General features: G+C 34.5%; 23 protein-coding genes and 1 tRNA gene. 23 read left to right on the top strand and 1 reads right to left on the bottom strand.

Going from position 1 to position 26,266, the window contains the following annotated elements:
• The first annotated feature begins 232 nt into the window (after nucleotides 1-232).
• The 10 genes from rnpA to SLH48_RS20890 all read left to right on the top strand — a co-directional run bounded on the left by rnpA (nucleotide 233) and on the right by SLH48_RS20890 (nucleotide 11,259).
• A complete protein-coding gene (gene rnpA, locus SLH48_RS20935) occupies nucleotides 233-580 on the top strand; it encodes a ribonuclease P protein component (RefSeq protein ID WP_320259704.1) in 348 nt (115 codons plus the stop codon).
• 106 nt (nucleotides 581-686) lie between these two features.
• Complete coding sequence (gene spoIIIJ / locus SLH48_RS20930) at nucleotides 687-1,460, top strand: YidC family membrane integrase SpoIIIJ (RefSeq protein ID WP_320259703.1); 774 nt, start codon at nucleotides 687-689, stop codon at nucleotides 1,458-1,460.
• Nucleotides 1,457-2,077, top strand: coding sequence for an RNA-binding cell elongation regulator Jag/EloR (jag, locus tag SLH48_RS20925; RefSeq protein ID WP_214482800.1), 621 nt, complete (start codon nucleotides 1,457-1,459; stop codon nucleotides 2,075-2,077). Before spoIIIJ ends, jag begins: the two co-directional genes overlap by 4 nt.
• Nucleotides 2,078-3,025: 948 nt before the next feature.
• On the top strand, nucleotides 3,026-4,411 hold the full coding sequence (mnmE, locus tag SLH48_RS20920; RefSeq protein WP_320259702.1) for a tRNA uridine-5-carboxymethylaminomethyl(34) synthesis GTPase MnmE: 1,386 nt from the start codon (nucleotides 3,026-3,028) through the stop codon (nucleotides 4,409-4,411).
• A 49-nt stretch (nucleotides 4,412-4,460) separates the two neighbouring features.
• Nucleotides 4,461-6,350 (top strand): tRNA uridine-5-carboxymethylaminomethyl(34) synthesis enzyme MnmG, encoded by a 1,890-nt coding sequence (mnmG, locus tag SLH48_RS20915; protein ID WP_320259701.1) that lies wholly within the window; start codon nucleotides 4,461-4,463, stop codon nucleotides 6,348-6,350.
• 402 nt (nucleotides 6,351-6,752) lie between these two features.
• A complete protein-coding gene (gene rsmG, locus SLH48_RS20910; protein ID WP_320259700.1) occupies nucleotides 6,753-7,469 on the top strand; it encodes a 16S rRNA (guanine(527)-N(7))-methyltransferase RsmG in 717 nt (238 codons plus the stop codon).
• A gap of 106 nt (nucleotides 7,470-7,575) precedes the next feature.
• Nucleotides 7,576-8,421 (top strand): nucleoid occlusion protein, encoded by an 846-nt coding sequence (gene noc / locus SLH48_RS20905; RefSeq protein ID WP_214482803.1) that lies wholly within the window; start codon nucleotides 7,576-7,578, stop codon nucleotides 8,419-8,421.
• Nucleotides 8,422-8,856: 435 nt separating this feature from the next.
• Nucleotides 8,857-9,618 (top strand): ParA family protein, encoded by a 762-nt coding sequence (locus SLH48_RS20900; RefSeq protein ID WP_214482804.1) that lies wholly within the window; start codon nucleotides 8,857-8,859, stop codon nucleotides 9,616-9,618.
• Nucleotides 9,611-10,462: a ParB/RepB/Spo0J family partition protein gene (locus tag SLH48_RS20895; RefSeq protein WP_214482805.1), complete on the top strand. Its 852-nt coding sequence runs from the start codon at nucleotides 9,611-9,613 to the stop codon at nucleotides 10,460-10,462. Before SLH48_RS20900 ends, SLH48_RS20895 begins: the two co-directional genes overlap by 8 nt.
• Nucleotides 10,463-10,545: 83 nt before the next feature.
• Nucleotides 10,546-11,259: a DUF554 domain-containing protein gene (locus SLH48_RS20890; RefSeq protein ID WP_320259699.1), complete on the top strand. Its 714-nt coding sequence runs from the start codon at nucleotides 10,546-10,548 to the stop codon at nucleotides 11,257-11,259.
• Nucleotides 11,260-11,498: 239 nt separating this feature from the next.
• On the opposite strand, the gene yyaC is transcribed toward SLH48_RS20890, so the two are convergent.
• Nucleotides 11,499-12,098, bottom strand: coding sequence for a spore protease YyaC (gene yyaC, locus SLH48_RS20885; RefSeq protein ID WP_320259698.1), 600 nt, complete (start codon nucleotides 12,096-12,098; stop codon nucleotides 11,499-11,501).
• Nucleotides 12,099-12,190: 92 nt separating this feature from the next.
• Here yyaC and SLH48_RS20880 point away from each other — a divergent pair, with 92 nt between their 5' ends.
• The 13 genes from SLH48_RS20880 to SLH48_RS20820 all read left to right on the top strand — a co-directional run bounded on the left by SLH48_RS20880 (nucleotide 12,191) and on the right by SLH48_RS20820 (nucleotide 26,159).
• Nucleotides 12,191-13,210, top strand: coding sequence for a hypothetical protein (locus SLH48_RS20880; protein ID WP_214482808.1), 1,020 nt, complete (start codon nucleotides 12,191-12,193; stop codon nucleotides 13,208-13,210).
• A 431-nt stretch (nucleotides 13,211-13,641) separates the two neighbouring features.
• Nucleotides 13,642-13,839, top strand: a complete 198-nt coding sequence (locus tag SLH48_RS20875) for a DUF951 domain-containing protein (RefSeq protein WP_320259697.1) — start codon at nucleotides 13,642-13,644, stop codon at nucleotides 13,837-13,839.
• Nucleotides 13,840-13,912: 73 nt separating this feature from the next.
• The gene (locus tag SLH48_RS20870) at nucleotides 13,913-15,916 is read left to right on the top strand and encodes a molybdopterin-dependent oxidoreductase (RefSeq protein WP_320259696.1); all 2,004 of its coding nucleotides are present in this window, start codon (nucleotides 13,913-13,915) and stop codon (nucleotides 15,914-15,916) included.
• Between the two features lie 81 nt (nucleotides 15,917-15,997).
• Complete coding sequence (gene ychF / locus SLH48_RS20865; RefSeq protein WP_320259695.1) at nucleotides 15,998-17,098, top strand: redox-regulated ATPase YchF; 1,101 nt, start codon at nucleotides 15,998-16,000, stop codon at nucleotides 17,096-17,098.
• A 482-nt stretch (nucleotides 17,099-17,580) separates the two neighbouring features.
• Entirely contained in the window at nucleotides 17,581-17,868 is a 288-nt protein-coding gene (gene rpsF / locus SLH48_RS20860) for a 30S ribosomal protein S6 (protein ID WP_214482812.1), read from the top strand.
• A 55-nt stretch (nucleotides 17,869-17,923) separates the two neighbouring features.
• Nucleotides 17,924-18,424 carry a single-stranded DNA-binding protein gene (ssb, locus tag SLH48_RS20855; protein ID WP_214482813.1) on the top strand — a complete coding sequence of 167 codons (501 nt, stop codon included), beginning with the start codon at nucleotides 17,924-17,926 and terminating at the stop codon, nucleotides 18,422-18,424.
• 69 nt (nucleotides 18,425-18,493) lie between these two features.
• The gene (gene rpsR / locus SLH48_RS20850) at nucleotides 18,494-18,733 is read left to right on the top strand and encodes a 30S ribosomal protein S18 (protein ID WP_214482814.1); all 240 of its coding nucleotides are present in this window, start codon (nucleotides 18,494-18,496) and stop codon (nucleotides 18,731-18,733) included.
• A gap of 354 nt (nucleotides 18,734-19,087) precedes the next feature.
• On the top strand, nucleotides 19,088-20,014 hold the full coding sequence (locus SLH48_RS20845; protein ID WP_214482815.1) for a YybS family protein: 927 nt from the start codon (nucleotides 19,088-19,090) through the stop codon (nucleotides 20,012-20,014).
• Nucleotides 20,015-20,051: 37 nt separating this feature from the next.
• Nucleotides 20,052-22,025, top strand: coding sequence for a DHH family phosphoesterase (locus tag SLH48_RS20840; protein ID WP_320259694.1), 1,974 nt, complete (start codon nucleotides 20,052-20,054; stop codon nucleotides 22,023-22,025).
• Complete coding sequence (rplI, locus tag SLH48_RS20835; protein WP_320259693.1) at nucleotides 22,022-22,468, top strand: 50S ribosomal protein L9; 447 nt, start codon at nucleotides 22,022-22,024, stop codon at nucleotides 22,466-22,468. The genes SLH48_RS20840 and rplI overlap by 4 nt, the downstream gene beginning before the upstream one ends.
• Before the next feature lie 106 nt (nucleotides 22,469-22,574).
• Nucleotides 22,575-23,939, top strand: coding sequence for a replicative DNA helicase (gene dnaB / locus SLH48_RS20830; RefSeq protein ID WP_214482818.1), 1,365 nt, complete (start codon nucleotides 22,575-22,577; stop codon nucleotides 23,937-23,939).
• A 450-nt stretch (nucleotides 23,940-24,389) separates the two neighbouring features.
• Complete coding sequence (locus SLH48_RS20825; protein WP_320259692.1) at nucleotides 24,390-25,676, top strand: adenylosuccinate synthase; 1,287 nt, start codon at nucleotides 24,390-24,392, stop codon at nucleotides 25,674-25,676.
• A gap of 411 nt (nucleotides 25,677-26,087) precedes the next feature.
• A tRNA-Glu gene (locus SLH48_RS20820) sits at nucleotides 26,088-26,159 on the top strand.
• Nucleotides 26,160-26,266 lie beyond the last annotated feature (107 nt).

Below are 26,266 nucleotides of genomic sequence, written 5' to 3'. Positions count from 1 at the left end.
ATTAGATAAGAAAGTATATACATTATGTTGGAGTGTTATTCATGCTTGAGCATTAACTATATGTAGCTCCAAAATCTATCAGCTTGACTTATAGCTGTCGCTTAAAGCGGCCGACTAAAGCTATTCATAAATATCTAGCTTTAGTGTTTGGCGGAAGGATGATAGATCTCGTAGGCTTTTCTTAATTTTGCGCATCATAATGTTAAACCCTATGAATTACAGGGGGATAAAAATGAAGAAAAAGTATCGAATAAAAAAAAATGATGAATTTCAAAAAGTTTTCAAACAGGGAAAATCCTTTGCTAACCGTCAATTTGTTATTTACGTACTTGAAAAACCAGATCAAGATTTTTTCCGAATTGGCTTGTCTGTAAGTAAAAAGATTGGAAATGCTGTATCTAGAAATAGAATAAAGCGATTGATTCGACAAGTGTTTACCGATTCGAAAGATGTTCTAAGAGCTGAAATGGATTACGTTATAATTGCTAGAAAACCAGCTGCTGAAATGGACTATGCGGAAATAAAAAGTAGTCTGCACCATGTATGTAAAAGAGCAAAAATATTAAAGAGTGGAAAATAAGCAAGGGAATTTTTGTTTAAAAAATGTTACAATACTTAATGGTCATAAATCTAAACTTTTATCAGATAAAAGATCAAATTGAATAATATTTGAGGAGGAAATTTGATTGAAAAGGCGAATTCTTCTAGTAATTGGTCTTATTGGTTTAGTAGCTATCATATCAGGTTGTACTGAAGTAAACCAGCCAATTACGAAAGAAAGTACCGGATTTTGGAATGAATATATCGTTTATCCACTATCATGGTTAATAACATCTGTAGCAGAACTCATGAATAATAATTATGGATTATCGATTATTATCGTAACAATTTTGATTCGTTTAGTAATTTTACCGTTAATGATTAAGCAAACAAAAAGCTCGAAAGCTATGCAAGCATTACAGCCAGAAATGCAAAAGCTTCGTGAAAAATATAGCTCTAAGGATCAAAAAACTCAACAACAACTTCAGCAAGAAACGATGCAGCTATTCCAAAAACATGGTGTAAACCCATTAGCGGGATGTTTCCCATTAATAATACAAATGCCTATCTTAATTGGTTTTTACCATGCAATCATGAGAACTGTTGAAATTAAACAGCATGAATTTTTATGGTTTAACCTTGGGGAAGCAGATCCATTCTATTTATTACCACTTATAGCTGGGGTAACAACTTTTATTCAACAAAAAATGATGATGGCAGGTACTCAAAATCAAAATCCACAAATGGCAATGATGCTATGGATTATGCCGATTATGATCATTATTTTTGCACTTAACTTTCCAGCAGCATTATCTTTATATTGGGTAGTTGGGAACCTATTTATGATTGTACAAACATATTTTATTAAAGGACCAGAAATAAAAACAGAAATTGCGGGAGGAGCGAATAAGAAAAAGTGAAGCAAATAACTGCTACAGGCCAATCAGTCGATGAAGCAGTACAATCAGCTCTAGAACAGTTAAAAACAACAAAAGACCGCACTGAAATAAATATCATCGATGAAGGCAAAAAAGGACTATTTGGTATTTTTGGCACTAAGCCAGCAGTTGTAAAAGTTACCAAATTGCATGATCCGATCGAAGAAGCTCAGCAATTCCTTCAACAAGTTACAGAAAATATGGGTGTTCACGTCAAAATTGAAGTTAAACAAGACGGGAAATATGTTAACTTCCAATTGTCAGGTGAAAAAATTGCAATCTTAATTGGCAAAAGAGGACAAACTCTTAATTCCCTTCAATATTTAACACAATTAGTTGCAAATCGATATGCAGACCATTATTTGAACATTATTGTTGATGCCGAAAATTATCGAGAACGTAGGAAAGAAACGTTGTATCAGTTAGCACAACGTTTAGCAGAAAAATCACTTCGAACTGGGAAGGATATATCACTTGAATCAATGCCATCATATGAACGTAAAGTCATTCATACTGCATTGGCAACAAATGATAAAGTTAAAACATATTCTTCAGGTTCTGATCCACATCGACATATAGTAATTAGTCCAATAAAATAAGTACATTGGTGGCTCATAGGAGACCTAAGCAATAATACATTATTGTTTATAGACTACACAATAGTTTATTTACAATAAATGGTAATTGTTTGGTTGATGTCTTCAAAATTGAGTCGCTTTTTTTATTTTACAAACCGTACTCATTATTCCTCATATGCATTTAGCGCTATTGTATGGCTCTTTTCTATTAAATTATTACGGAACTTCATGATTTTTCTCTATTTTAATATAATAGCAATTGTGCAGTTCTAAATTACAAACGCTCTTTTTTTAAACACTGTTGCTATTGTTATCAATTTAGTACTATAAAAAGTGGTTTTATAATGTTATTCATCGTTGTCCAGAAGGAAAAGATGCCACAAAAGTTAGTTGTGTAGGTGTTCTTTCTTAATACGAAAAACAACAATGAATCCGGAAACAGCCATTACAAAAGAAGAAACAACAATGTCAAATAAATCTACATAAAGATAACTGGAAGTCATGTAATAAAATAAAGATCTTATTCACATGTGGATAACTGATAATCATCTAGGTTTGTTAAAATGGGTTATTCAATGTGGATATTAGGGAAATGATAATACAAATATCTTTTTAGATAATTGAAGATATGGTATTCTTAAAATTTAGGGAAACGTTTTTAAATATATTTATTGTCATATTAATTAGGCTCTTTTCGTAAACTTTGTTGCTATAATGACTAAATTACATCAGAGAACGAGGTTTTATGTGATTGTTGCTGTTTTATAAAAGTTTTTTTGTGAACTTTATTGCTATTATCACCAAATTGGAAATGGTGACGAAACGTTTGTATACTATTTTTACAGAAAAAGATGTCACGAACGCTAGTTTTTGCTCGTGGTTATAACTTAAAAGCAACAACCATTGCGAAAATAGCTTAATAATAAATAATGTTTGTTATTTTATGTTAAGAGAGCGGTGAATAAAAGAATGGACTTTGATACAATTACGGCAATCTCTACTCCGATGGGAGAGGGAGCAATTGCGATTGTGAGGCTTAGCGGTGCTGAAGCGCTAAGTATTGCAGATTCCATTTTCAAAGGACCTTCAGATAAAAAATTGATAGAGGTTCCTTCTCATACAATTCATTACGGCCATATCGTAGATCCGATAAATAATGAAACGATAGATGAAGTAATGGTTTCAGTAATGAAAGGGCCAAAAACATTTACTCGTGAAGATGTAGTAGAAATAAATTGCCACGGTGGTTTAGTTTCCGTCAATAGAGTATTACAGACCGTAATTAAAGGTGGAGCTCGCTTAGCTGAACCGGGAGAATTTACGAAACGAGCATTTTTGAATGGGAGAATAGATCTATCACAAGCTGAAGCAGTTATTGATTTAATACGTGCCAAAACAGATCGTGCTATGAATGTTGCCTTACACCAAATGGAGGGGCGCTTATCAAAGTTAATTAATCGACTCAGACAAGATATTTTGGAGACCTTGGCACATGTAGAAGTGAATATTGACTATCCTGAATATGATGATGTTGAAGAAATGACTCATCAGTTATTATTGCCAAAGGCGAATAATGTACAGCATGAACTTCATAAGCTAATCCAAACATCTCAACAAGGAAAAATCTTAAGAGAAGGCTTATCTACTGTAATTATTGGTAGACCGAATGTAGGAAAATCCTCCTTATTAAATAGTTTGGTTCATGAGAATAAAGCAATTGTTACGGATATTCCTGGAACAACCCGTGATGTAATTGAGGAATACGTCAATGTAAGAGGAGTGCCTCTGAGGTTAGTTGATACTGCAGGGATACGTGAAACTGAAGATATCGTCGAAAGAATGGGTGTAGAACGCTCACGAGAAAAATTAAAGGAAGCAGATCTTATCTTATTAGTTTTAAACTCAAATGATGAGCTTAGCGTTGATGATGAACAGCTATTTCATGCCGTAGAGGGTATGGATGTAATTGTCATTATTAATAAGACAGATTTACCCCAAACAATTAATATGACTCGAGTAAAAGAATTAGCAAATAATTATCCTATCGTATCTACCTCTTTATTACAGGAGGAAGGGATTGAGCAGCTAGAAGAAGCAATTTCTTCATTATTCTTTGAGGGAGGCATAGAGTCAAAAGATATGACTTACGTATCTAACAGTCGTCATATATCGCTACTAACACAAGCTAAAGTTGCTATTGATGATGCGGTGAATAGCATTAATAGTGGAGTACCGATTGATATTGTTCAAATAGATTTGACAAGAGCTTGGGAACTTTTAGGTGAAATCATCGGTGAAGCAGTGCATGAAAGTCTCATTGATCAGTTATTCTCGCAATTTTGTCTTGGGAAGTAATCGAGGCGGATACAACAAGAAAAAAATATTGAATAAAGGGGGTACTCAAATGGGGTATCAAGCAGGTCATTATGACGTAATTGTTATTGGTGCAGGCCATGCAGGTTGTGAAGCAAGTTTAGCTTCAGCAAGGCTAGGAGCTAAAACTTTGCTACTTACAATTAATTTAGATATGGTTGCCTTTATGCCTTGTAATCCTTCTGTAGGGGGTCCGGCAAAAGGCATCGTCGTTCGTGAAATTGATGCTTTAGGCGGCGAGATGGCAAAAAATATTGATAAAACATATATTCAAATGAGAATGTTGAATACTGGGAAAGGTCCAGCAGTAAGAGCTTTACGTGCTCAAGCCGATAAGTTTTTATATCAACATGAAATGAAAAAAACGTTAGAAAACGAACAAAACCTAACATTAATGCAAGGGATGGTTGAACGATTAGTTATAGAAGATGGTATGTGTACAGGTGTTATCACTCAAACAGGTGGGATTTTTAAAGCGAGTACCGTTGTTATAACAACTGGGACCTTTTTACGAGGAGAGATCATTTTAGGTGATTTAAAATATTCTAGTGGACCAAACAATCAACAACCATCCGTTAATTTATCTAAACATTTAGAGGAACTAGGATTTGATTTAGTTAGATTCAAAACAGGGACACCACCTCGTGTAAATAGTCATTCTATTGATTATAGTAAAACTGAAATTCAGCCAGGTGATGAAGTTCCTCGAGCATTTTCATATGAATCTACAAAAGAAATGGCTGACCAATTACCTTGCTGGTTAACGTATACAAGTGAGCACACACATAAAATAATTGATGATAATCTTCATCGTTCTCCAATGTATTCAGGTATGATAAAAGGGACAGGACCACGCTATTGTCCTTCCATAGAAGATAAAGTTGTCCGTTTTAACGATAAACCACGTCATCAAATCTTTTTAGAGCCTGAAGGAAAAAATACACAGGAAGTATATGTACAAGGATTATCTACTAGCTTACCAGAGGATGTGCAACAACAAATACTTTCCACAATCCCTGGTCTTGAAAATGTCCAAATGATGAGAGCTGGTTATGCAATTGAGTATGATGCGATTGTCCCTACACAATTATGGCCTACATTAGAAACGAAGAATATACAAAACCTATACACTGCAGGTCAAATAAACGGAACTTCAGGATATGAAGAAGCGGCAGGTCAAGGTATCATGGCTGGGATCAATGCAGCAAATCGTGCTTTAGGAAAAGAAGAATTAATCTTAAGTCGTTCTGATGCGTATATAGGTGTTTTGATTGATGATTTAGTAACAAAAGGAACGAACGAGCCATACAGATTATTGACTTCAAGAGCTGAGTATCGTCTATTATTAAGACATGATAATGCTGACTTGCGTTTAACAGATATAGGGTATCAGATTGGCCTTATTCAGGAAGAAAGGTATCAACAATTTATTGCTAAGAAAGAAGCAATCGCACTTGAGAAAAAACGCTTGCAGTCATTTATTATTAAACCTAGTAGTATAGTTCAGGAGCATATTCGAAATGCTGGTGGTAGTGAACTAAAGGATGGGATTCGAGCATCTGATTTATTAAAAAGACCTGAAATGAGTTATTCAGATATTAAAGTTTTAGCTCCTGGCGAAGAAGAATTAAATGAAGAGATCACTGAACAAGTTGAAATACAAATTAAGTACGAAGGATATATAGAAAAATCACTACAACAAGTAGAACGTTTAAAGAAAATGGAGAATAAAAAAATCCCAGATAACATTGATTATGATATGATTACTGGGATTGCAAATGAAGCGAAACAAAAATTAAATGAAGTAAGACCTTTGTCTGTTGCGCAAGCATCAAGGATTTCAGGAGTTAATCCAGCCGATATTTCAATTTTATTAGTATATATTGAGCAAGGAAGGGTAGCTAGACTGTCGAACGAATAATATATCCAGCAGCCCTGATTAAATCCTATATAAGCCCCTTTATCATAAATAGTTACCTTCATCTGTGGAGATAAAGGAGAGTTTTTATACAAAGGCTGTTTGTGTAAACTTTGTTGCTATTTTAATTTATACTAAAAGAATTGGTTTTACATGATAGTTATCATGTTACAGAAGAAAATGTGCCAAGAGCGCTAGTTGTGTTCGAGTTTATGTCCTAATACGATAAACAACAAACAATGGGGAAACAGCCTTGATTAAGAGTCATGTCAAACAATTATTTAGCAAGTAGTTTAGCTATTCATTGTATATGGCGAATGTGTTATGATAACATCGTTTGACATGTTGTAAGTCAGTGAAGCATCAACACAGGACTTTCTAATTGTGCAATGAAAGGAATTGATTATGAATATTGAACAGTTTCAGCACATGCTGAATGAACAGGGGATAAAGTTATCCTCTCAACAATTACAACAATTTGAGCTGTATTATCAGTTATTAGTTGAGTGGAATAATAAAATGAACTTAACAGCCATAACTGATAAACAAGAAGTCTATTTGAAGCATTTCTTTGATTCAATTACAGCTGCGTTTCATTTTGATTTTACTAAAAACCTGTCAATTTGTGATGTAGGTGCTGGTGCAGGATTCCCTAGTATTCCTTTGAAAATTTGTTTTCCGCATTTAAAAATTTCGATTGTTGATTCTTTAAATAAAAGAATTAGCTTTTTACAGCACCTTGCTAATGAGCTGCACTTGGATCATACTTTCTTTTATCACGATCGCGCTGAGACCTTTGGAAGAAAAGCAGAAATGAGAGAAAGCTTTGATGTTGTAACTGCTCGAGCAGTTGCGCGTATGTCAGTATTGTGTGAATTATGTATGCCATTAGTTAAAAAAGAGGGCATGTTTTTAGCATTAAAAGCTTCTTCGGTAACAGAAGAGTTAACGAACGGATCAAAAGCAATAAATACTCTAGGTGGTAAACTGATTGATGTTCATCATTTTTTGTTACCAATTGAAAATAGTGAACGAAATATTGTTATTATTCAGAAAGAAAAGTCAACACCAAAAAAATATCCAAGAAAGCCAGGAACACCAAACAAGTTACCGATTGAATAATGGAATGTTTCACGTGAAACATTTAATAGTAAAATGTAATAGCAGGAACTTTATCCTTTTATAGAGAATATTAATTGAGGAGTTTCTAAAAGGTGGTGTGTATCATATGAAACATCATTTTTCACGAATCTTTGGACTAAGTGAAAAAGAAGAAAGAGAAATTATTGAAACAACAGAAAATGAAGAGATTAAAAAATTGCACGTAACGGATATCATCCCAAACCGATATCAGCCTCGGTCTGTATTTGCGGAAGAAAAAATTTCAGAATTAGCTTCAACGATTAGAACACACGGAATTATCCAACCAATAGTCGTTCGTATATTAGATGATCAAAAATATGAACTCATTGCAGGAGAACGAAGATGGAGAGCTGTTCAGCAATTGGGATGGGATACGATACCGGCTATAATAAAAAACTTCAATGACACAGAAACAGCATCTGTTGCTTTAATAGAAAATCTACAACGTGAGGAATTATCAGCAATCGAAGAAGCGATAGCATATGCCAAATTACTAGAATTACATAATTTAACTCAAGAAGCGTTAGCTCAACGTCTTGGGAAGGGACAATCAACAGTTGCGAATAAATTACGCTTGTTAAAGCTTCCAAATGAAATACAGCAAGCTTTAATGGAAAAGAAAATTACCGAACGCCACGCAAGGGCATTAATTGCATTAAAAGATCCAAGAAAACAAATTCAGTTATTACATGAAATTATTGAGAAACATTTTAATGTTAAGCAAACAGAAGACCGTGTTGTAAAACTATTAGAACAATCAAATGTTAAAAAGAAGGCTAGTAAAAAGGCTTTTAGTAAAGATATGAGGATTGCCGTAAATACAATACGTCAATCGTTATCTATGGTTGAAGACACTGGATTATCAATAAATGCTGAAGAAGAAGAATTCGACGAATACTATCAGTTTACAATAAAAATACCAAAGAAATAAAACCTCATGAGATGAGGTTTTATTTCTTTGCGCTTTTTTACTAGTTCATAGCATCTCTATCAATGATTGAGCTCGGATAAACCCTCATCCTACTATGTTAATAAATGCAACAAAGTTTATGAGAAAAAATCCTTTTCTTTAGCTTTGAAGTTGCTTTTACCTACTTTAGCTAGAGGCTGCTGTTAGTAATGTTAGGAAAATATATGTGTAACTGTACCTTTTCTCCTGTTATATGCAACATAGCAACATTAAACTACCTCTCGTTAGTTATTTCATATACAAACCCATATTTGAAAAAACATTATGATAGACAAATAAGTGATAGTAATATGAGGAAGAGTATTATTTTTTTGAGAAATTACAGTAAAATAGCATATTTTCATGATAAAATAGTGAAGTGGTAAAATTGATGTTCAATTAAAGGTAGGTGACATCGTGGGAAAAACAATTGCAATTGCTAATCAAAAAGGTGGAGTTGGGAAAACGACAACTTCTGTTAACTTAGGTGCTTGCTTAGCATACATAGGTAAGAAGGTCTTGCTAGTAGACATTGATCCACAAGGAAATGCAACTAGTGGAGCAGGGATTGAAAAGGCAGAAGTAGATCAGTGTATTTATGATATATTAGTTGAAGATATTGATGCAGAAGAAGTCACAATCCCAACTAAAGTTGAAAACTTGTATGCTATACCTGCGACCATTCAGCTTGCTGGTGCTGAAATAGAGCTTGTTCCTACTATTTCACGTGAAGTGCGCTTAAAAAGGGCATTAGAACGTATTAAAGACCAATATGATTATATAATTATTGACTGTCCACCGTCGCTAGGATTATTAACTATTAATTCTTTAACTGCTTCTGACGCAGTGTTAATACCTGTACAATGTGAATATTATGCGCTTGAAGGTTTAAGTCAGCTTCTTAATACTGTTAGACTTGTTCAAAAACATTTAAATACTGAGCTCACTATTGAAGGGGTTCTACTAACCATGTTAGATGCTAGAACAAATTTAGGGATTCAAGTGATTGATGAAGTGAAAAAGTACTTTCAAGATAAAGTATACCGGACGATTATTCCACGTAATGTAAGGTTAAGTGAAGCACCTAGTCATGGTGAACCAATTATCATATATGATCCAAAGTCAAGAGGAGCAGAAGTTTATTTAGATCTAGCAAAGGAAGTGGTTGCAAATGGCTAAAGGTCTTGGAAAAGGTATTAATGCTCTATTTGCAAGTATGGATGTGGGAAATGAAGAAATAGTTCAAGAGGTAAAAATTAACGAGTTACGACCAAATCCATATCAACCTCGAAAAACATTTCAACCAGAAGCAATCGATGAATTAAAAGAGTCTATACTACAGCACGGAATATTACAACCATTAATTGTTAGGAAAAGCATTAAAGGGTTTGAAATTGTTGTAGGCGAACGTCGATTTAGAGCTGCTAAAGAGGCTGATTTATCAACTGTACCTGTTGTTATTAGAGATTTATCAGAACAGCAGATTATGGAGCTCGCTCTATTAGAAAATTTACAGAGAGAGGATTTAACTCCTATCGAAGAGGCATTAGCTTACCAAACTTTAATTGATAAATTAGAGTTTACACAAGAGCAATTAGCACAGCGTTTAGGAAAAAGTCGCCCTCATATCGCAAACCATCTTCGCTTGTTAGTTCTTCCTAAATCAATCCAAGTACTTATTTCTGAAGGAAAATTAACGATGGGACACGGAAGGACTTTGCTAGGCTTAAAAAATAAAGAAAAGACAAAAAAACTAGCTGAAAAAGTGATAAATGAACAATTAAATGTGAGACAACTAGAACAATTAGTTCAACAGCTTAATAAAGATGTTCCACGTGAAACATCTAAGCCGAAAAAAGAAAAGAACATATTTATCAGAGAAAGAGAATCAATATTACGTGATCGGTTTGGGACGCCTGTTGTCATAAAACAAAATAAGAAAAAGGGAAAAATTGAAATTGAGTTTTTCTCAGAGGAAGATTTAGAAAGAATATTAGATATACTAGATACACCTACAAAATGATTTTCAATGGGCCATCATTAACGGTGGCTTTTTTTTATTAGTCATTTTATATTATAGTGAATGCAACCAGAAGGGGATATGAAATGGTATTACTTGGAACTGTAATTAATTGTGTATCAATTGTTATTGGTACGTTATTTGGAACGTTTTTGCAAAGAATTCCAGAAAGAGTGAAAACGACTGTTTTACAAGGGATTGGTTTATCCGTTTTCATATTAGGAATACAGATGGGACTCAAAAGTGAACAATTTATCCTTGTCATCTTAAGTTTAGCACTAGGAGGAATACTAGGTGAACTTTGGGGGATAGATGACAAATTAAATTTGTTAGGTAAATGGCTGGAAAATAAAATAGGGGCAAAGGATGAAGGTACAGTTGCTAAAGGTTTTGTGACGGCAACATTAATATTCGTTATAGGGGCTATGGCGATTTTAGGTGCACTTGATAGTGGATTAAGAAACGATCACAATATACTATTTACTAAATCAATACTTGATGGATTTACTAGCTTTGTATTGGCTACAACATTAGGTGTTGGAGTGATTTTTTCTGCTATACCAGTGTTTATTTATCAAGGTTCATTAGCGATATTTGCTACTCAAATCGACAAATGGATACCACCAAAGTTGATGGAATTACTCATAATAGAAATCACTGCAACAGGTGGTATAATGATTATCGCTATAGGTCTAAATATGTTAGGGATAACAAAAATCCGGGTTGCAAACATGTTACCAAGTCTATTGGTTGTATCATTATTTGTGACAGTATTGTATTTTTGGCCAATTTTACCGTAAATAACTGAATCTTGTTGATAATTGTAACTACAAAACCATTCTTGCAACAATATAATAACAAGTTGGCTCTTTTCGTAAACTTTGTTGCTATAGTTCCTAAATTAGAAGAAAAAGATGTCACTAAATTTTGTTTAATTATTAGTATGAAAAATAATAATCTATGCGAAAATAGCCAACAAGTTATTGATGACTGCACTATGTACATTTTTATTTAATATGGTGCAGTTTTTTTATATGAACTAGCGGAGGAACCTAGATGATAATTCTTTTAAACTATATTGGTTGTGTGCCTCATTAATGGCAGTTGCAATCGTTTTAGCCATACTCATGACAATATGTAATCTAGTATTTTGTAGGACAAAAAACTCCATAAATCCACTCACGTTTACAATTCCCGTCATATGAATATCGCCTACTGCAGGTAATTCTTTATTTACCCCAGCACCTGGTTTAACAGGTCCATCTCCAATTGAAATATAACCTACACTATTTAACTTCCCTAAACAAGCATCAATACCGATGATAAATGGATTCCGGTAAGCGTTATTAATTTCTATTAACTTATCTTTTAGATTTACAGCATGAATAGGATCCTCTAACGTTCCATATACATGAAAATGAGTCAAATTCTTTTCCTCAAGTTTTGAACCTACTAATGGTCCAAGCGAATCACCTGTTGATCGATCGGTACCAATACAAACGAATACAATTGGTTGCTGAATTTTTTGTGGTAAGGAGGAAAGGAGTTTTGTTGCTAAGCTATTAATTGCGTGACCATCATCATAAGACACCCGAGTACTTTCATTAACAATATTTAAAAATTTTGGTTTAAGATTCATAGCTTTCACTCCTTTGTAATAGTAGTAACAGTATACGGAGGAAAAATTAAAACTATACATAAAATAGTTAAATGAAAAGAGGGAGCATGAGTATGTTAAAGTCTGGATTGAAGTGGATGTTTTTAATATTAGGCACAATGATTGGAGCAGGCTACGCCTCTGGAAGAGAGATTTGGCAGTTTTTTGGACAAGAAAGTGGACTTGCTATTATCATTTTTACTTTAATATTTATCATTAGTTGTTTTGTTATTATGAAAATAAGTTACGAGGAGCAATCTGAACATTTTCTACCTGTCTTGCAAAGGCTAGTAGGTAAACGATTATCATTAGCATATGATTGGATGATAATATTATATTTATTTACTACTACTGTTGTTATGCTTGCAGGTGGCGGAGCTACATTAGAAATATTACAGATTCCATATTGGATAGGGATATTAATTTTTTGCTTCATGCTTGTATTCTTGTTTATATGGGATTTAAAAGGAATTGTATCCATTAATATTTTTATTCTACCGATTTTAATTATTAGTTTGATGGTAACATTATTTCTGTTTTTATATAAAAATGGACAAAGTATTAATCTTAATCTAAATGAACAATCAAATTGGCCGTCTGCATTTACTTTTACAGCATTAAATATTCTACCTTTAGTTGCTGTTCTTTCAGCAATTGGTAAAGAAATAAAAAGGGTTGGAGAGGCATGGATTGCAAGTATAGGGAGTGGCTTACTATTAGGAATTATTTCATTTATTTATAATCAGTCATTATTACAAATAGCTAGTGAAATGATTCTTTATGAGATTCCGTTATTTGGAGTATTAAAATACTTTCCATATGCCATGTTGATTATTATGTCATTTTTATTATGGTCGGCCATCTATACAACTGCTGCTTCCGGCATATTCGGTTTAACAACGAGATTTCGAAAAAAAATAAAGCTCCCTTTTTGGCTCCTTGCATTGTTAACTTTAATTACTATGATTCCGTTTACTTCATTTGGATTTGCTACATTAGTATCTGTTCTCTATCCTATCTATGGTGTCATAAATTTATATTTGCTTGCAGCAATATTGATCCATCCTATTGCAAATCGGTATAAATGGGAATGAAAACTTGGTAATATAGTAGTATCGACTTTACTATAAGCAGTTTCCTGAATATTAAAGGCTCTTTTCGTAAACATTGTTGCTACTGTTTTCAGATTAGTACTCTAAAAAGTGTTTATAATTGTTGGTCATCGTTGCACAGAAGAAAAGATGCCACGAACGCTAGTTATAATCGTATTTAGCTCTAATTACGAAAAGCAATCATTAGTGCGAAAACAGTGATTACAAAGGCTCTCTTCGTAAACATTGTTGCTATTGTTTTCAGATTAGTACTATACAAAAGTGTTTTATGTTGTTAGTCATCGTTGTACACAAGAAAAGCTGCCACGAACGTTAGTTATAATCGTATATAGCTTTAATTACGAAAAGCAACAATCAATGCGAAAACAGCCATATTGAATGATGAAAATAGATGGATGAAAGGATAGTGTAAGTTGGAAAATAAACAATTTGGAATAAATGATATCGTTGAAATGAAGAAACAGCACCCTTGTGGTGTGAATAGATGGAAAATTATCCGCATGGGTATGGACATTAGGATTAAATGTGAAGGGTGTGCACATAGTGTAATGCTTCCAAGAAAAGAATTCACACGTAAAATGAAAAAAGTTATTGAAAAATATGAGGAATAATTTAAAGTTATCCGTACTTTAGTGTAAAAAATCATGCTAATTTGAAATAACCTCTTATAAGGGTGATACGAAGGTGAGAGTAAAGTATAAAACAGCTTGTCCGTTAAATTGTTGGGATAGTTGTGGTTTTGAAGTAACAGTTGAAAATAATATGGTTGTAAAAGTTGAAGGAGATCAAGATCACCCAATTACAAAAGGTAAAATTTGTGGAAGGGGTAGGATGCTTGAACACCGAGCAAATTCTAATGAAAGAGTAAAATATCCATTAAAAAAAGTGGATGGGACGTTTCAAAGAATTTCATGGAAGCAAGCGCTAAATGAAATCTCTAATAAACTAGCTGGTATAAAAAAAACGTACGGTACGACAGCAGTACTTCATAGCCATGATTATTCAAATAGTGGATTGTTAACAAACCTTGATAAACGTTTTTTTAATTGCTATGGAGGAGTAACTGAACTAACAGGTAGTATTTGTTGGGGAGCAGGCATAGAAGCACAAACTTGGGATTTCGGTGATTCATACAGTCATAGTCCAGATGACGTATTTAATAGCAAAAATATAGTGATTTGGGGTAGAAATGTAGCGCGTACGAACATGCATTTATACGCTAATTTAACCAAAGCCAAACAGCAAGGTGCCAATATTATAGTTATTGATCCAATGTCAAATGCAACTGCAAAATTAAGTAATGAATATGTTTCGATTAAGCCTGGTATGGACGGTTTGTTAGCGATAGGTATTATGAAAGAGATCGTGCGCCTCAATTTACAAAATCAACAATTTATTGATAACCATACGCTTGGCTATAGTGATTTACTGAACATACTTGAAGAAAAAACACTAGATGAACTTGAAGAGCTTACAGACGTTTCGAAAGATATTATGACAAAATTAGCTCATATATATGCGAATGAGCCAACAATGACTTATTTAGGTTTAGGAATGCAAAGATATACAAATGGAGGGAATACGATCCGTCTGATCGATGCTTTGGTTGCAATAAGTGGTAATATCGGCATTCCTGGTGGAGGTGTGAATTTTGCTAATAAGCAAGTCGGTGAAAGCTTTGACATAAATGCACTGTCATTGCCAAATCGCAGACAGCATAAAAGGACATTTACCATGATGCAACAAGCAGAAGGGATTCTTTTAGCTAATGATCCGCCTATTAAAATGGTCTTTGTTACATGTGGAAACCCAGTTATACAAGTACCAAATACAAATCGAGTGAAACAAGCTTTTTCAAAGGTAGACACGATAGTTGTTGTAGAACAATTTATGACTGATACTGCTCAGATGGCTGATTATGTATTACCAACTACGACCGTATTTGAAGAAGAGGACGTGTATTATTCGTCTATGTATCATCATTACGTGAATTATGGTCCAAAATTAGTCGAGCCTCCAGGTGAAGTGAAATCGGAATTAATGATATGGACAGAGTTGGCAAAACGCTTAGGTTTTGCAGATGATTTTGCATTTAATAGAGAACAATTTATTAATATTGGGTTAGGAGATTTAGTTACAAAAGGTATTACACTTGAGAGATTAAGAAAGTATGATCATTTACCTTTACCTATTGATCATGTTCCTTGGAGTGATAAGAAATTTATGACAGCAAGTGGAAAGTATGAATTTACTTCATCACAAGCAATCCAAAAAGGTTTTGATGGCCGGTTACGAATTGATTATCCACTTGAATCAAAACAAAAAAATCCAGATCTCCTTGGAAAATATCCTTATACTTTGTTGTCCATTCATCCGTTGAGATCAAATCATTCGCAACACTATCATCTTATTGATTCTATGCAAGAAATTAAGGTAGAGGTATCAAAAGATGTTGCTGAAAAAGAAAGACTACAAGAAGATGATCTTGTTAAAGTGTTTAATGAACGTGGAGAACTAGAGGGACGTGTGCGAATTTTGAAAGAAGCACATCGCAATACAATTAATATAGATGAAGGTCAGTGGAGTAAGTTTGGTGGGAGTGTTAATTTGCTCACTCCAAATCGTATTTCAGATAATGGGATGGGGAGCACTTTGTTTGATTGTGTTGTAGCGATTGAAAAAATTTAACTCCTTGTTTTTTTAACTAGGAATCACTATAATTGGGAAAGACTGAATTGATAGCGGATATATAAGAGGAGTGAAATTACAATGGCTTTAACTGCAGGAATTGTGGGTCTACCGAATGTTGGTAAATCTACGCTTTTTAATGCAATTACTCAAGCGGGAGCTGAATCAGCAAACTACCCGTTTTGTACAATAGATCCTAATGTAGGCATAGTAGAAGTACCTGATCATCGCTTGGAGAAATTAACGGAGCTTGTTCAGCCGAAAAAGACTGTACCTACAGCATTTGAATTTACAGATATAGCTGGTATTGTTAAGGGAGCAAGTAAAGGTGAAGGTTTAGGTAATAAATTTTTGTCTCATATTCGACAAGTTGATGCTATTTGTCATGTTGTTCGTTGTTTTGCGGATGAAAATATTACTCATGTGTCTGGTCAAGTGGATCCAATTGCAGACATAGAAACAATTAATTTAGAACTAATTTTAGCAGATTTAGAAACTGTAGATAAACGAATTGATCGCGTTGGCAAAATGGCAAAGCAGAAAGATAAAGAAGCGATGTACGAGCACGAGGTGCTTGTGAAGCTGAAGGAAACTTTTGAAAATGAAAAGCCAGCACGTTCAGTTGAGTTTACTGAAGAGCAAATGAAAATTGTTAAAGGACTACACTTATTAACGATTAAACCTATTCTATATGTGGCGAACGTCAGTGAAGAGGAAGTCGCGGATCCTTCAAACAATGAATATGTAACGCAAGTTAGAGAATTTGCAGCAGGAGAAAATTCAGAAGTCATCGTAGTATGTGCAAAAATTGAATCTGAGATTGTTGAGCTTGAAGGGGAAGAGAAAGAAATGTTTCTTGAAGAGCTCGGAATAGAAGAATCAGGCCTAGATCAACTTATTCGTGCAACTTATAGCTTACTTGGACTAGCTACTTATTTTACAGCCGGTGTTCAGGAGGTTAGAGCATGGACTTTTCGTAAAGGAATGAAGGCTCCGCAATGTGCAGGGGTCATCCATACAGATTTTGAACGTGGCTTTATTCGAGCAGAAACAGTGTCATACGACGACCTTTTAGCGGCAGGTTCTATGACAACGGCGAAGGAAGCTGGTAATGTTCGCTTGGAAGGAAAAGAGTATATTGTTCAAGATGGAGATGTCATTCACTTTCGATTTAATGTGTAAAACAGTATCAATCGTTTAGGCTCATTTCGTAAACTTTGTTACTACTTTAACTTAATTTGAGAAGCTAGATGATGGTGATAGCCATTGTCTTTGCTTTATAGAAGAAAAGATGTCACGAACGTTAGTTATGTGCGTGTTTGTTTGTTGGCAAGCACAATCATGTGAAAACACTCGACGTAAAAGTAATGGCTTCACATAATTGTGTTTTGTAAGACTCTTTAGGTGCATGCGCTTAAATGTATATACAAGGGTTAATTTTATTTAACAATAAGAAGCTCGAGTGTCTATCTCTTCGAGGTTACTTCGCCATTTCATTGGAGGACAAAAAGCACCTTCATGTGAAATGGCGAAATGTTTATCAGAAATTTGTAAGGCGCTTGCGATATTCTTCTCCATATGCTATAATCACGTATTGTGAGTAATTAATTCAATTGCTCCTTGCTCTCATTTGAGAGCCGTCAGACCAAAAGGAGGTGACTGTGATGAGAAAATACGAAATTATGTATATCATCCGCCCAAACATTGACGATGAGTCAAAGAAAGCAGTTGTTGAACGTTTTAGCAACGTTTTAACTGAAAAAGGTGCGGAGATTGCTGAAGTAAAAGAATGGGGAAAACGCCGTCTAGCTTATGAAATCAATGATTTCCGTGATGGTTATTATATGATTTTACAAGTAGCTTCTAATGCTGAAGCGATTAACGAATTTGATCGCCTAGCAAAAATTAGTGAAGATATTATTCGTCATATCGTTGTAAAAGAAGAAGAATAAATATAAATTGAAAGAAACTCTGTAAAATAGAGGTTCTTTAAAGGGAGTGGTTCTGATGATGAATCGTGTAATTCTTGTCGGACGATTAACGAAAGATCCAGAATTACGATATACTCCAAGTGGAGTAGCAGTTGCAACCTTTACGTTAGCTGTCAACAGAACATTTACAAATCAGCAAGGTGAACGACAGGCCGATTTTATTAATTGTGTTGTATGGCGTAAACCAGCTGAAAACGTCGCAAACTACTTGAAAAAGGGTAGTTTAGCTGGAGTAGATGGACGTGTTCAAACACGCAACTACGAAGGACAAGACGGTAAACGCGTATATGTAACTGAGATAGTTGCTGAAAGTGTGCAATTTTTAGAGCCGCGATCAGGTAATGAGCAGCGACCTGCAGGCAATAATCACCAAGGAAACCAAGGTGGCTACGAGCAATTTGGACAAAATCAGAACCAACGTAATAATAATAATCAAGGGTTTACTCGAGTAAATGACGATCCGTTTGCAAATGATGGACAGCCTATAGACATTTCTGATGACGATTTGCCGTTCTAATTTGCTGAGTAGTTTATTCGATTATTCTTGAACGTGTATATATAAATGAAATAGAAAGGAGGATGAACAATGGCAGGAGGACGCAGAGGAGGACGTGCTAAACGTCGTAAGGTGTGTTATTTCACATCTAACGGTATCACTCACATCGATTACAAAGATATTGATGTACTTAAAAAGTTTGTCTCAGAAAGAGGTAAAATTTTACCACGTCGTGTTACAGGCACAAGCGCTAAATATCAACGTAAATTAACTATTGCTATTAAACGCGCTCGTCAAATGGCATTACTACCTTATGTTACAGGTGAATAATAATTTTTAAAGCAGCGGGGGTTCCTTGCTGCTTTTTCCTTTCTTAAATAGGTACATACATATGTTAAGTCTTGTTCCTCAGGCTGTTATAGCTATAGTGATTATTTCGTTCGCCGTATAAATACGGGCATTGACGATCTGTCATATGTCTGTCAACAGCCTTATGTAAAACGAACGTTGTTTATATCCAACTCCAAACCCTTCATATGAAAGTGCCTTCAGTGTTTGTCGGTTAACTAGGCGTCATACTCTATTGTTGAGATTGAGCAATCGCACTTTACTTTACGTACTAATGATGAATTGATATAGTAAGTGAAGAAAATGAAGAAATTAAGCCAACATGAGGTGGAACTGTTGAAGAATACGAAAGTATTAACAGAAGGAGCTATACTACTAGCAATTTTTATTATATTAGTGTTCATTTCTATGTACATACCATTCCTTGGATCAGTATCAATATTTTTTCTTCCACTACCAATTATGCTTTTTACGATTAGAAATGGTTTGCGAAATGGCATAATATTAATTATACCTGCTATTTTATTAACAATTGCCGTTGGTTCAGTATTGGCAGTACCGCTTGCATTAATGTTTACAAGTGGTGGCATTGTTACAGGGTATTTAATAAAGAAAAAGAAAAGTCATTACATGACACTGTTAATTGGAACGGTCATATACTTAATTAATATTACATTTATTTATGTTGGATCGATGTTGCTTTTCAAAATTGATTTCATAAATGAAATGACATTATTGATGAATGAGTCAATAACGATGGCTACAAGTATGATGGAGGGCGTAGGACAAGATGTAAATGAGCAAGTCCTTAAACAATTTCAAGCAACAGTAGATTTATTTCAGTACTTAATACCAAGCTTTTTTGTTATGACTGCGTTTTTATTTGCGCTCATTTCGTTAATTGTTTCAATACCGATTATTAAGCGTTTTAATATAAATATTGAACCGTGGCCACCTTTTAGAGATCTTATGCTGCCCAAAAGTGTCATTTGGTATTATTTAATTACGATCATTATGTCTTTTGTTATAGAAGAAGAATCAAGTTTGTTCTTTCCAATGATAAATATTGATTTTATTTTGCAATTACTAATGATTATTCAAGGTATGTCTTTATTATTTTATTTCTTACACCATAAAGGCTATTCTAAAGTTGTTCAATTGTTTGTATTTATCATTTCATTGTTTCTTATACCAATTATTCGAATCTTAGGTATAATTGATATAGGGTTCGACCTACGGAAAAGAATAGTAACTAAGCGCTAATGGGCGCATATATCTTAAAATTTAGGAGCTGAAAAACGTGCCTTCGTACTATAAAAAGAGTGTAATTCGGTATCCTATATATGGAATAATTAGTATTTCGATTTTAATGATACTTATTATTACTTTTTATCAATGGATCTACGGAATCATTGCTTTTATGCTCCTTGGCATCCCTATATACTTTTTTATTAAGTCCGAAAGGGTAATTAACCAATCGATAGAAGATTATATTTCTACTCTTTCCCACCGAGTCAAAAAAGTTGGAGAAGAAGCTTTACTTGAAATGCCCATTGGGATACTACTTTATAACGAACACTTTAATGTAGAATGGAGTAACTCATTTTTAACTTCCTATTTTCCAGAGGATACATTAGTAGGACGTTCACTACATGACATTACAGAGAGCTTAATTCCGATTATTAAGCAAGAAGTTGATGATGATATTATTACGCTTTATGAACGAAAGGTTAAAGTACATGTAAAGCCAGAAGAACGTCTGATTTATTTTTTTGATGTAACAGAACAGAAAGAAATTCAAATTCAATATGAGAATGAACGGACTGTACTAGCAGTAATTTTGTTAGATAATTATGATGAAGTTACGCAAGGAGTAGAAGATCAAACAAGAAGTAATTTGAACAGCCAAGTAACGTTTTTATTAAATAAGTGGGCAAAGGAAAACGGGGTTTTTATTAAAAGAACATCATCAGAACGTTTTATCGCTGTATTGAATGAATATATCTTGAAGCAATTAGAAACCGAGAGTTTTTCTATATTAGACGATGTTCGAGAAAAAACTTCAAAGCACCATTTGCCTTTAACATTAAGTATTGGTATTGGAGTAGGGGTTTCATCTTTACCTGAGTTAGGAGTACTTGCCCAATCAAGTCTTGATCTAGCACTCGGAAGAGGTGGTGATCAAGTTGCTATTAAGCAAACGAATGGAAAGGTGAAGTTCTACGGAGGAAAAACGAACCCTATGGAAAAAAGGACGAGGGTACGTGCGCGTGTCATATCGCATGCATTGAAAGAACTTGTAACTGAAAGTGATCAAGTATTAATAATGGGACATGTCAACCCTGATATGGATTCGATAGGTTCAGCAATAGGGATTTTAAAAGTTGCTGAAGTGAATGAGAATAATGGGTACATTGTATTAGACAAAGATGATATAGGAACTGGAATCGAACGTCTGATTAATGAAATTAAAAAAGATACAAACTTATGGTCTAAATTTATTACACCTGAACAAGCGCTTGAAATAATTACTGACGAGACATTGTTAGTCGTTGTAGACACTCATAAAAGCTCACTAGTCATTGAGGAAAGATTAATTAATAAAACGGAAAGTGTAGTTGTAATCGATCATCATAGAAGAGGTGAGGACTTCATAGAAGACCCCCTTCTCGTCTATATGGAACCTTACGCATCTTCTACTGCTGAGCTTGTAACAGAGCTATTAGCGTATCAACCTAAAGGTTTAAAGATGGATATGCTTGAAGCAACTTCATTGTTAGCAGGGATTATCGTAGATACAAAAAGCTTTACGCTACGCACCGGCTCACGAACTTTTGATGCTGCATCTAATTTACGTGCTCACGGTGCAGATACTATACTCGTTCAAAAATTATTAAAAGAAAATATTGATCATTATGTAAAACGTGCTAATCTAATAGCAAAAGCGGTGATCTATCGATCAGGCTTAACAATAGCACTTGGAGATGCTGATGAAACGTATGATCAAGTGTTATTAGCTCAAGCCGCTGACACATTATTATCAATGAATGATGTAACAGCTTCGTTTGTTGTTGGGATGCGTAGTGATCAAGTAATTGGAATTAGCGCTCGATCTTTAGGTAATGTTAATGTCCAAGTCATTATGGAAGCTCTCGGCGGCGGTGGTCACTTAACAAATGCTGCAACACAGTTAGAGAATATGAGTATTGATGAAGTTGAACAGGAATTAAAGTTAGTACTTGATGATTATTTAGATGGAGGGAAAGAATCATGAAAGTAATATTATTAAAGGATGTTAAAGGGAAAGGAAAAAAAGGGGAAGTAAAAAATGTATCTGATGGATACGCTCAAAACTTTCTTTTCAAACAAGGCCTTGCAGTAGAAGCAACAAAAAGTAATATTAGTTCATTAGAAGCGAAGAAAAAAAAGGAAGAGAAGCAGGCTGAAGCAGAACTAGATCAGTGCAAAAAATTAAAGGCAGAGCTTGAGAAAATCACCATCGAATTTACTGCGAAAGCTGGTGAAGGTGGCAGATTATTCGGTTCAATTACGAGTAAACAAATAGCAGAGCAATTAAAAACGAAACATAAAATGAAAATTGACAAGCGTAAAATAGAGCTTGCGGATGGAATTAGAGCTTTAGGATTTACAAACGTATCTATTAAACTACATCCAGAAGTATCCGCTACTGTCAAAGTTCAGGTAATAGAGGAATAAATTAATTATACAAAATGAGTGGAAATGTGATTTAATGATAAAGTGTACATTTTTAAACGTACCTTTTTCTAAAAATCACATTTTTTCTATAGGATGGTGAAAGTGGATGAGTGATATGATAATGGATCGCATACCACCGCAAAATATTGAAGCGGAGCAAGCTGTATTAGGTGCTATTTTCCTTGAGTCATCATCATTGACTTTGGCTTCTGAAATATTAATTCCTGAAGATTTTTATCGAGCTGCTCATCAAAAAATCTTTCATGTTATGCTATTACTTTCAGATAAGGGTGAACCTGTTGACTTAGTAACAGTTACATCAGAACTAGCAGATGGGAAGCTCTTAGAAGAGATCGGTGGGCTAAATTATTTAAGTGATTTAGCTAACTCAGTACCTACTGCAGCAAATATTGAGTATTATGCAAAAATAGTGGAAGAAAAATCTATTTTACGTCGCCTCATTAGAACAGCTTCGACGATTGCTCAAGATGGCTACAGTCGAGAAGATGAAGTAGATGTTCTTTTAAATGAAGCAGAAAAACAAATTATGGATGTTGCCCAAAGGAAAAACGCAGGTGACTTTCAAAGTATAAAAGACGTTCTCGTTCGAACGTATGACAATATAGAATTATTACACAATCGCAAAGGTGACATTACTGGTATACCAACAGGCTTTTCTGAGCTTGATCGAATGACTGCTGGGTTTCAACGTAATGATTTAATTATTGTTGCAGCACGTCCTTCTGTGGGTAAAACTGCGTTTGCGTTAAATATAGCTCAAAACGTTGCTACGAAAACTGATGAAAATGTAGCGATTTTTAGTCTTGAGATGGGTTCAGAGCAACTTGTAATGCGTATGCTCTGTGCTGAAGGAAATATTGATGCCCAAAACTTAAGGACCGGTTCACTCACTCCTGAGGATTGGGGTAAACTAACGATGGCGATGGGGAGCCTTTCTAATTCAGGTATTTACATCGACGATACGCCAGGTATACGTATTAGTGAAATTCGCTCAAAATGTCGACGTCTAAAGCAAGAGAGTGGTCTAGGAATGATTTTAATAGACTATTTACAGCTCATACAGGGTAGTGGGCGAAGCGGGGAAAATCGTCAACAGGAAGTTTCAGAAATATCCCGTTCATTAAAAGCACTTGCACGTGAATTAAAAGTACCTGTTATTGCTCTTTCACAGCTTTCCCGTGGGGTTGAACAAAGACAAGATAAGCGACCGATGATGTCAGATATTCGTGAATCAGGAAGTATCGAGCAAGATGCTGATATTGTATCCTTCCTCTATCGAGAAGATTATTATGATAAAGAAACAGAAAATCAAAATATAATAGAAATCATTATTGCCAAACAACGTAATGGTCCAGTCGGGACTGTACAACTAGCTTTTGTCAAAGAGTATAATAAATTTGTAAACTTAGAGACACGCTATGGCGATTCAAGTGTTCCTGCTGGAGCTTAGTTTAGGAGATTACTAAAATAATAGAGAACCACAAAGTAGAGATTATCTACATGTGGTTCTTTTTTTGTTAACTAATACAATTTTCCATTTTATGAAAAGTTGATCGTCTAAAAAGGAAGATGAAATATGATTTTTATTCTAAGCGAATAATGCTAAGCATTTATTTATATAACCAAACTATTATATGTTGTTTGTCCCAATTGTCATGATGTGTTTTACGAAACAGTCATCGTTATACAGAAAAAAGGTGTTAGTTGTATATGTGTTTAATTTTTATTACGATCAATCTGTTAAAAATATGTTTAATCAAGTAATTATTAAAACTACGAACAAAATTACTAAATAAAATAATAATGTTCGGTTTTAATTGACTATACACAATGAAATTGGTACACTAATCATGTTTGATAATAATAAAAATGAAAGTTCGGAAAAAGCGGAGGTGCCTAGATGGCTTCAGTAGTCGTTGTTGGAACACAATGGGGAGATGAAGGGAAAGGTAAAATTACAGATTTTCTTTCAGAAAACGCAGAAGTAATTGCAAGGTATCAAGGTGGAAATAATGCAGGACATACAATAAAGTTTAACGGTAACACGTATAAGTTACATTTAATACCTTCAGGCATTTTTTATGCTGATAAAATTTGTACGATTGGTAATGGCATGGTAGTTGATCCTAAGGCTCTTGTTAAAGAACTGAATTATTTGCACGAACGTGGCGTTAGTACTGATAATTTACGTATTAGTAATCGTGCACATGTCATTTTACCTTATCATCTTAAACTCGATGAGGTCGAAGAAGAGAGAAAAGGCGATAACAAAATTGGAACGACGAAAAAGGGGATCGGTCCAGCATATATGGATAAAGCAGCTCGTATAGGTATCCGAATTGCAGACCTTCTTGATCGTGACGCATTCGAAGAGAAGCTATCTAAAAACCTTGAAGATAAAAATCGTTTATTAGAAAAAATGTATGAGGTAGATGGCTTTAGATTGGAAGATATATTAGACGAATATTATGGATATGGACAACAATTTGCAAAATATGTTTGTGATACATCTGTTGTGTTAAATGATGCGCTAGATGAAGGACGCAGAGTTCTATTCGAAGGTGCTCAAGGTGTAATGTTAGATATAGATCAAGGAACGTATCCATTTGTAACATCTTCAAATCCAGTCGCAGGCGGAGTTACAATTGGTTCAGGTGTCGGTCCTACTAAAATAAAACATGTTGTAGGTGTATCAAAAGCATATACGACCCGAGTTGGAGATGGACCATTTCCTACAGAGCTTACGAATGAGATAGGAGATCAAATTAGAGAAGTAGGACGTGAATATGGTACGACTACTGGTAGACCACGTCGCGTCGGTTGGTTTGATAGTGTAGTCGTTCGACATGCTCGTAGAGTAAGTGGAATCACTGATCTATCACTTAACTCAATTGATGTACTTACAGGAATCGAGACATTAAAGATCTGTGTAGCATACCGTTATAAGGGACAACTCATAGAAGAATTTCCTGCTAGCTTGAAAATGCTAGCAGAGTGTGAGCCAGTATTCGAAGAATTGCCTGGATGGTCAGAGGACATTACAGGAGTCAAAAATTTAGGAGAGTTACCTGCAAATGCTCGTCATTATCTTGAAAGAGTATCACAGCTAACAGGTATTCCTTTATCAATCTTCTCAGTTGGACCAGATCGATCACAAACAAATGTTGTGCGTAGCGTATATAGTTAATTATTGTTTCTTGCTTTAGTTTTTTTCAGGTTGATTGTTATTTTTCATTCTAGAGTCGCGATGGCAGCCTCTAACAACCACATGTATGTAAAGACAAAGTCTATTTTACAATAAGACAAAAGGGCTAAAATGGGTAACTTTTAGCCCTTTTGACTGTTAAAAAGGTTGTATTGTTTTTTTGTTGTTTTTAAATTATAGTATTAGGATATACGCTTTAACAACCAATGCTCATGGATTGTTATTACTATAAAAATGATTGCAATTCAATATTGTCTTATTTAATTTAGTCAACATAACAACACAGCTTACAATAAGAGCCCAAAAATAAATAAAATACTATTGCATTTTATTTTAAAAATATGTTAATATATTAAATGTCGCTGATAATCAATTGAGATTTTATGATTATATGGCCCGTTGGTCAAGTGGTTAAGACACCGCCCTTTCACGGCGGTAACACGGGTTCGAATCCCGTACGGGTCACTTATAAAAATTAAGAATTACATAATAAACTGTATAGAATATTTGGTCCCGTGGTGTAGCGGTTAACATGCCTGCCTGTCACGCAGGAGATCGCGGGTTCGATTCCC

The organism is Cytobacillus sp. IB215316, from assembly GCF_033963865.1.
Taxonomy (GTDB): Bacteria; Bacillota; Bacilli; order Bacillales; family SM2101; genus Nanhaiella; species Nanhaiella sioensis.
The sequence above is the reverse complement of the archived record's forward strand: the minus strand, read 5'-3'. Positions and strand labels throughout refer to the sequence as shown.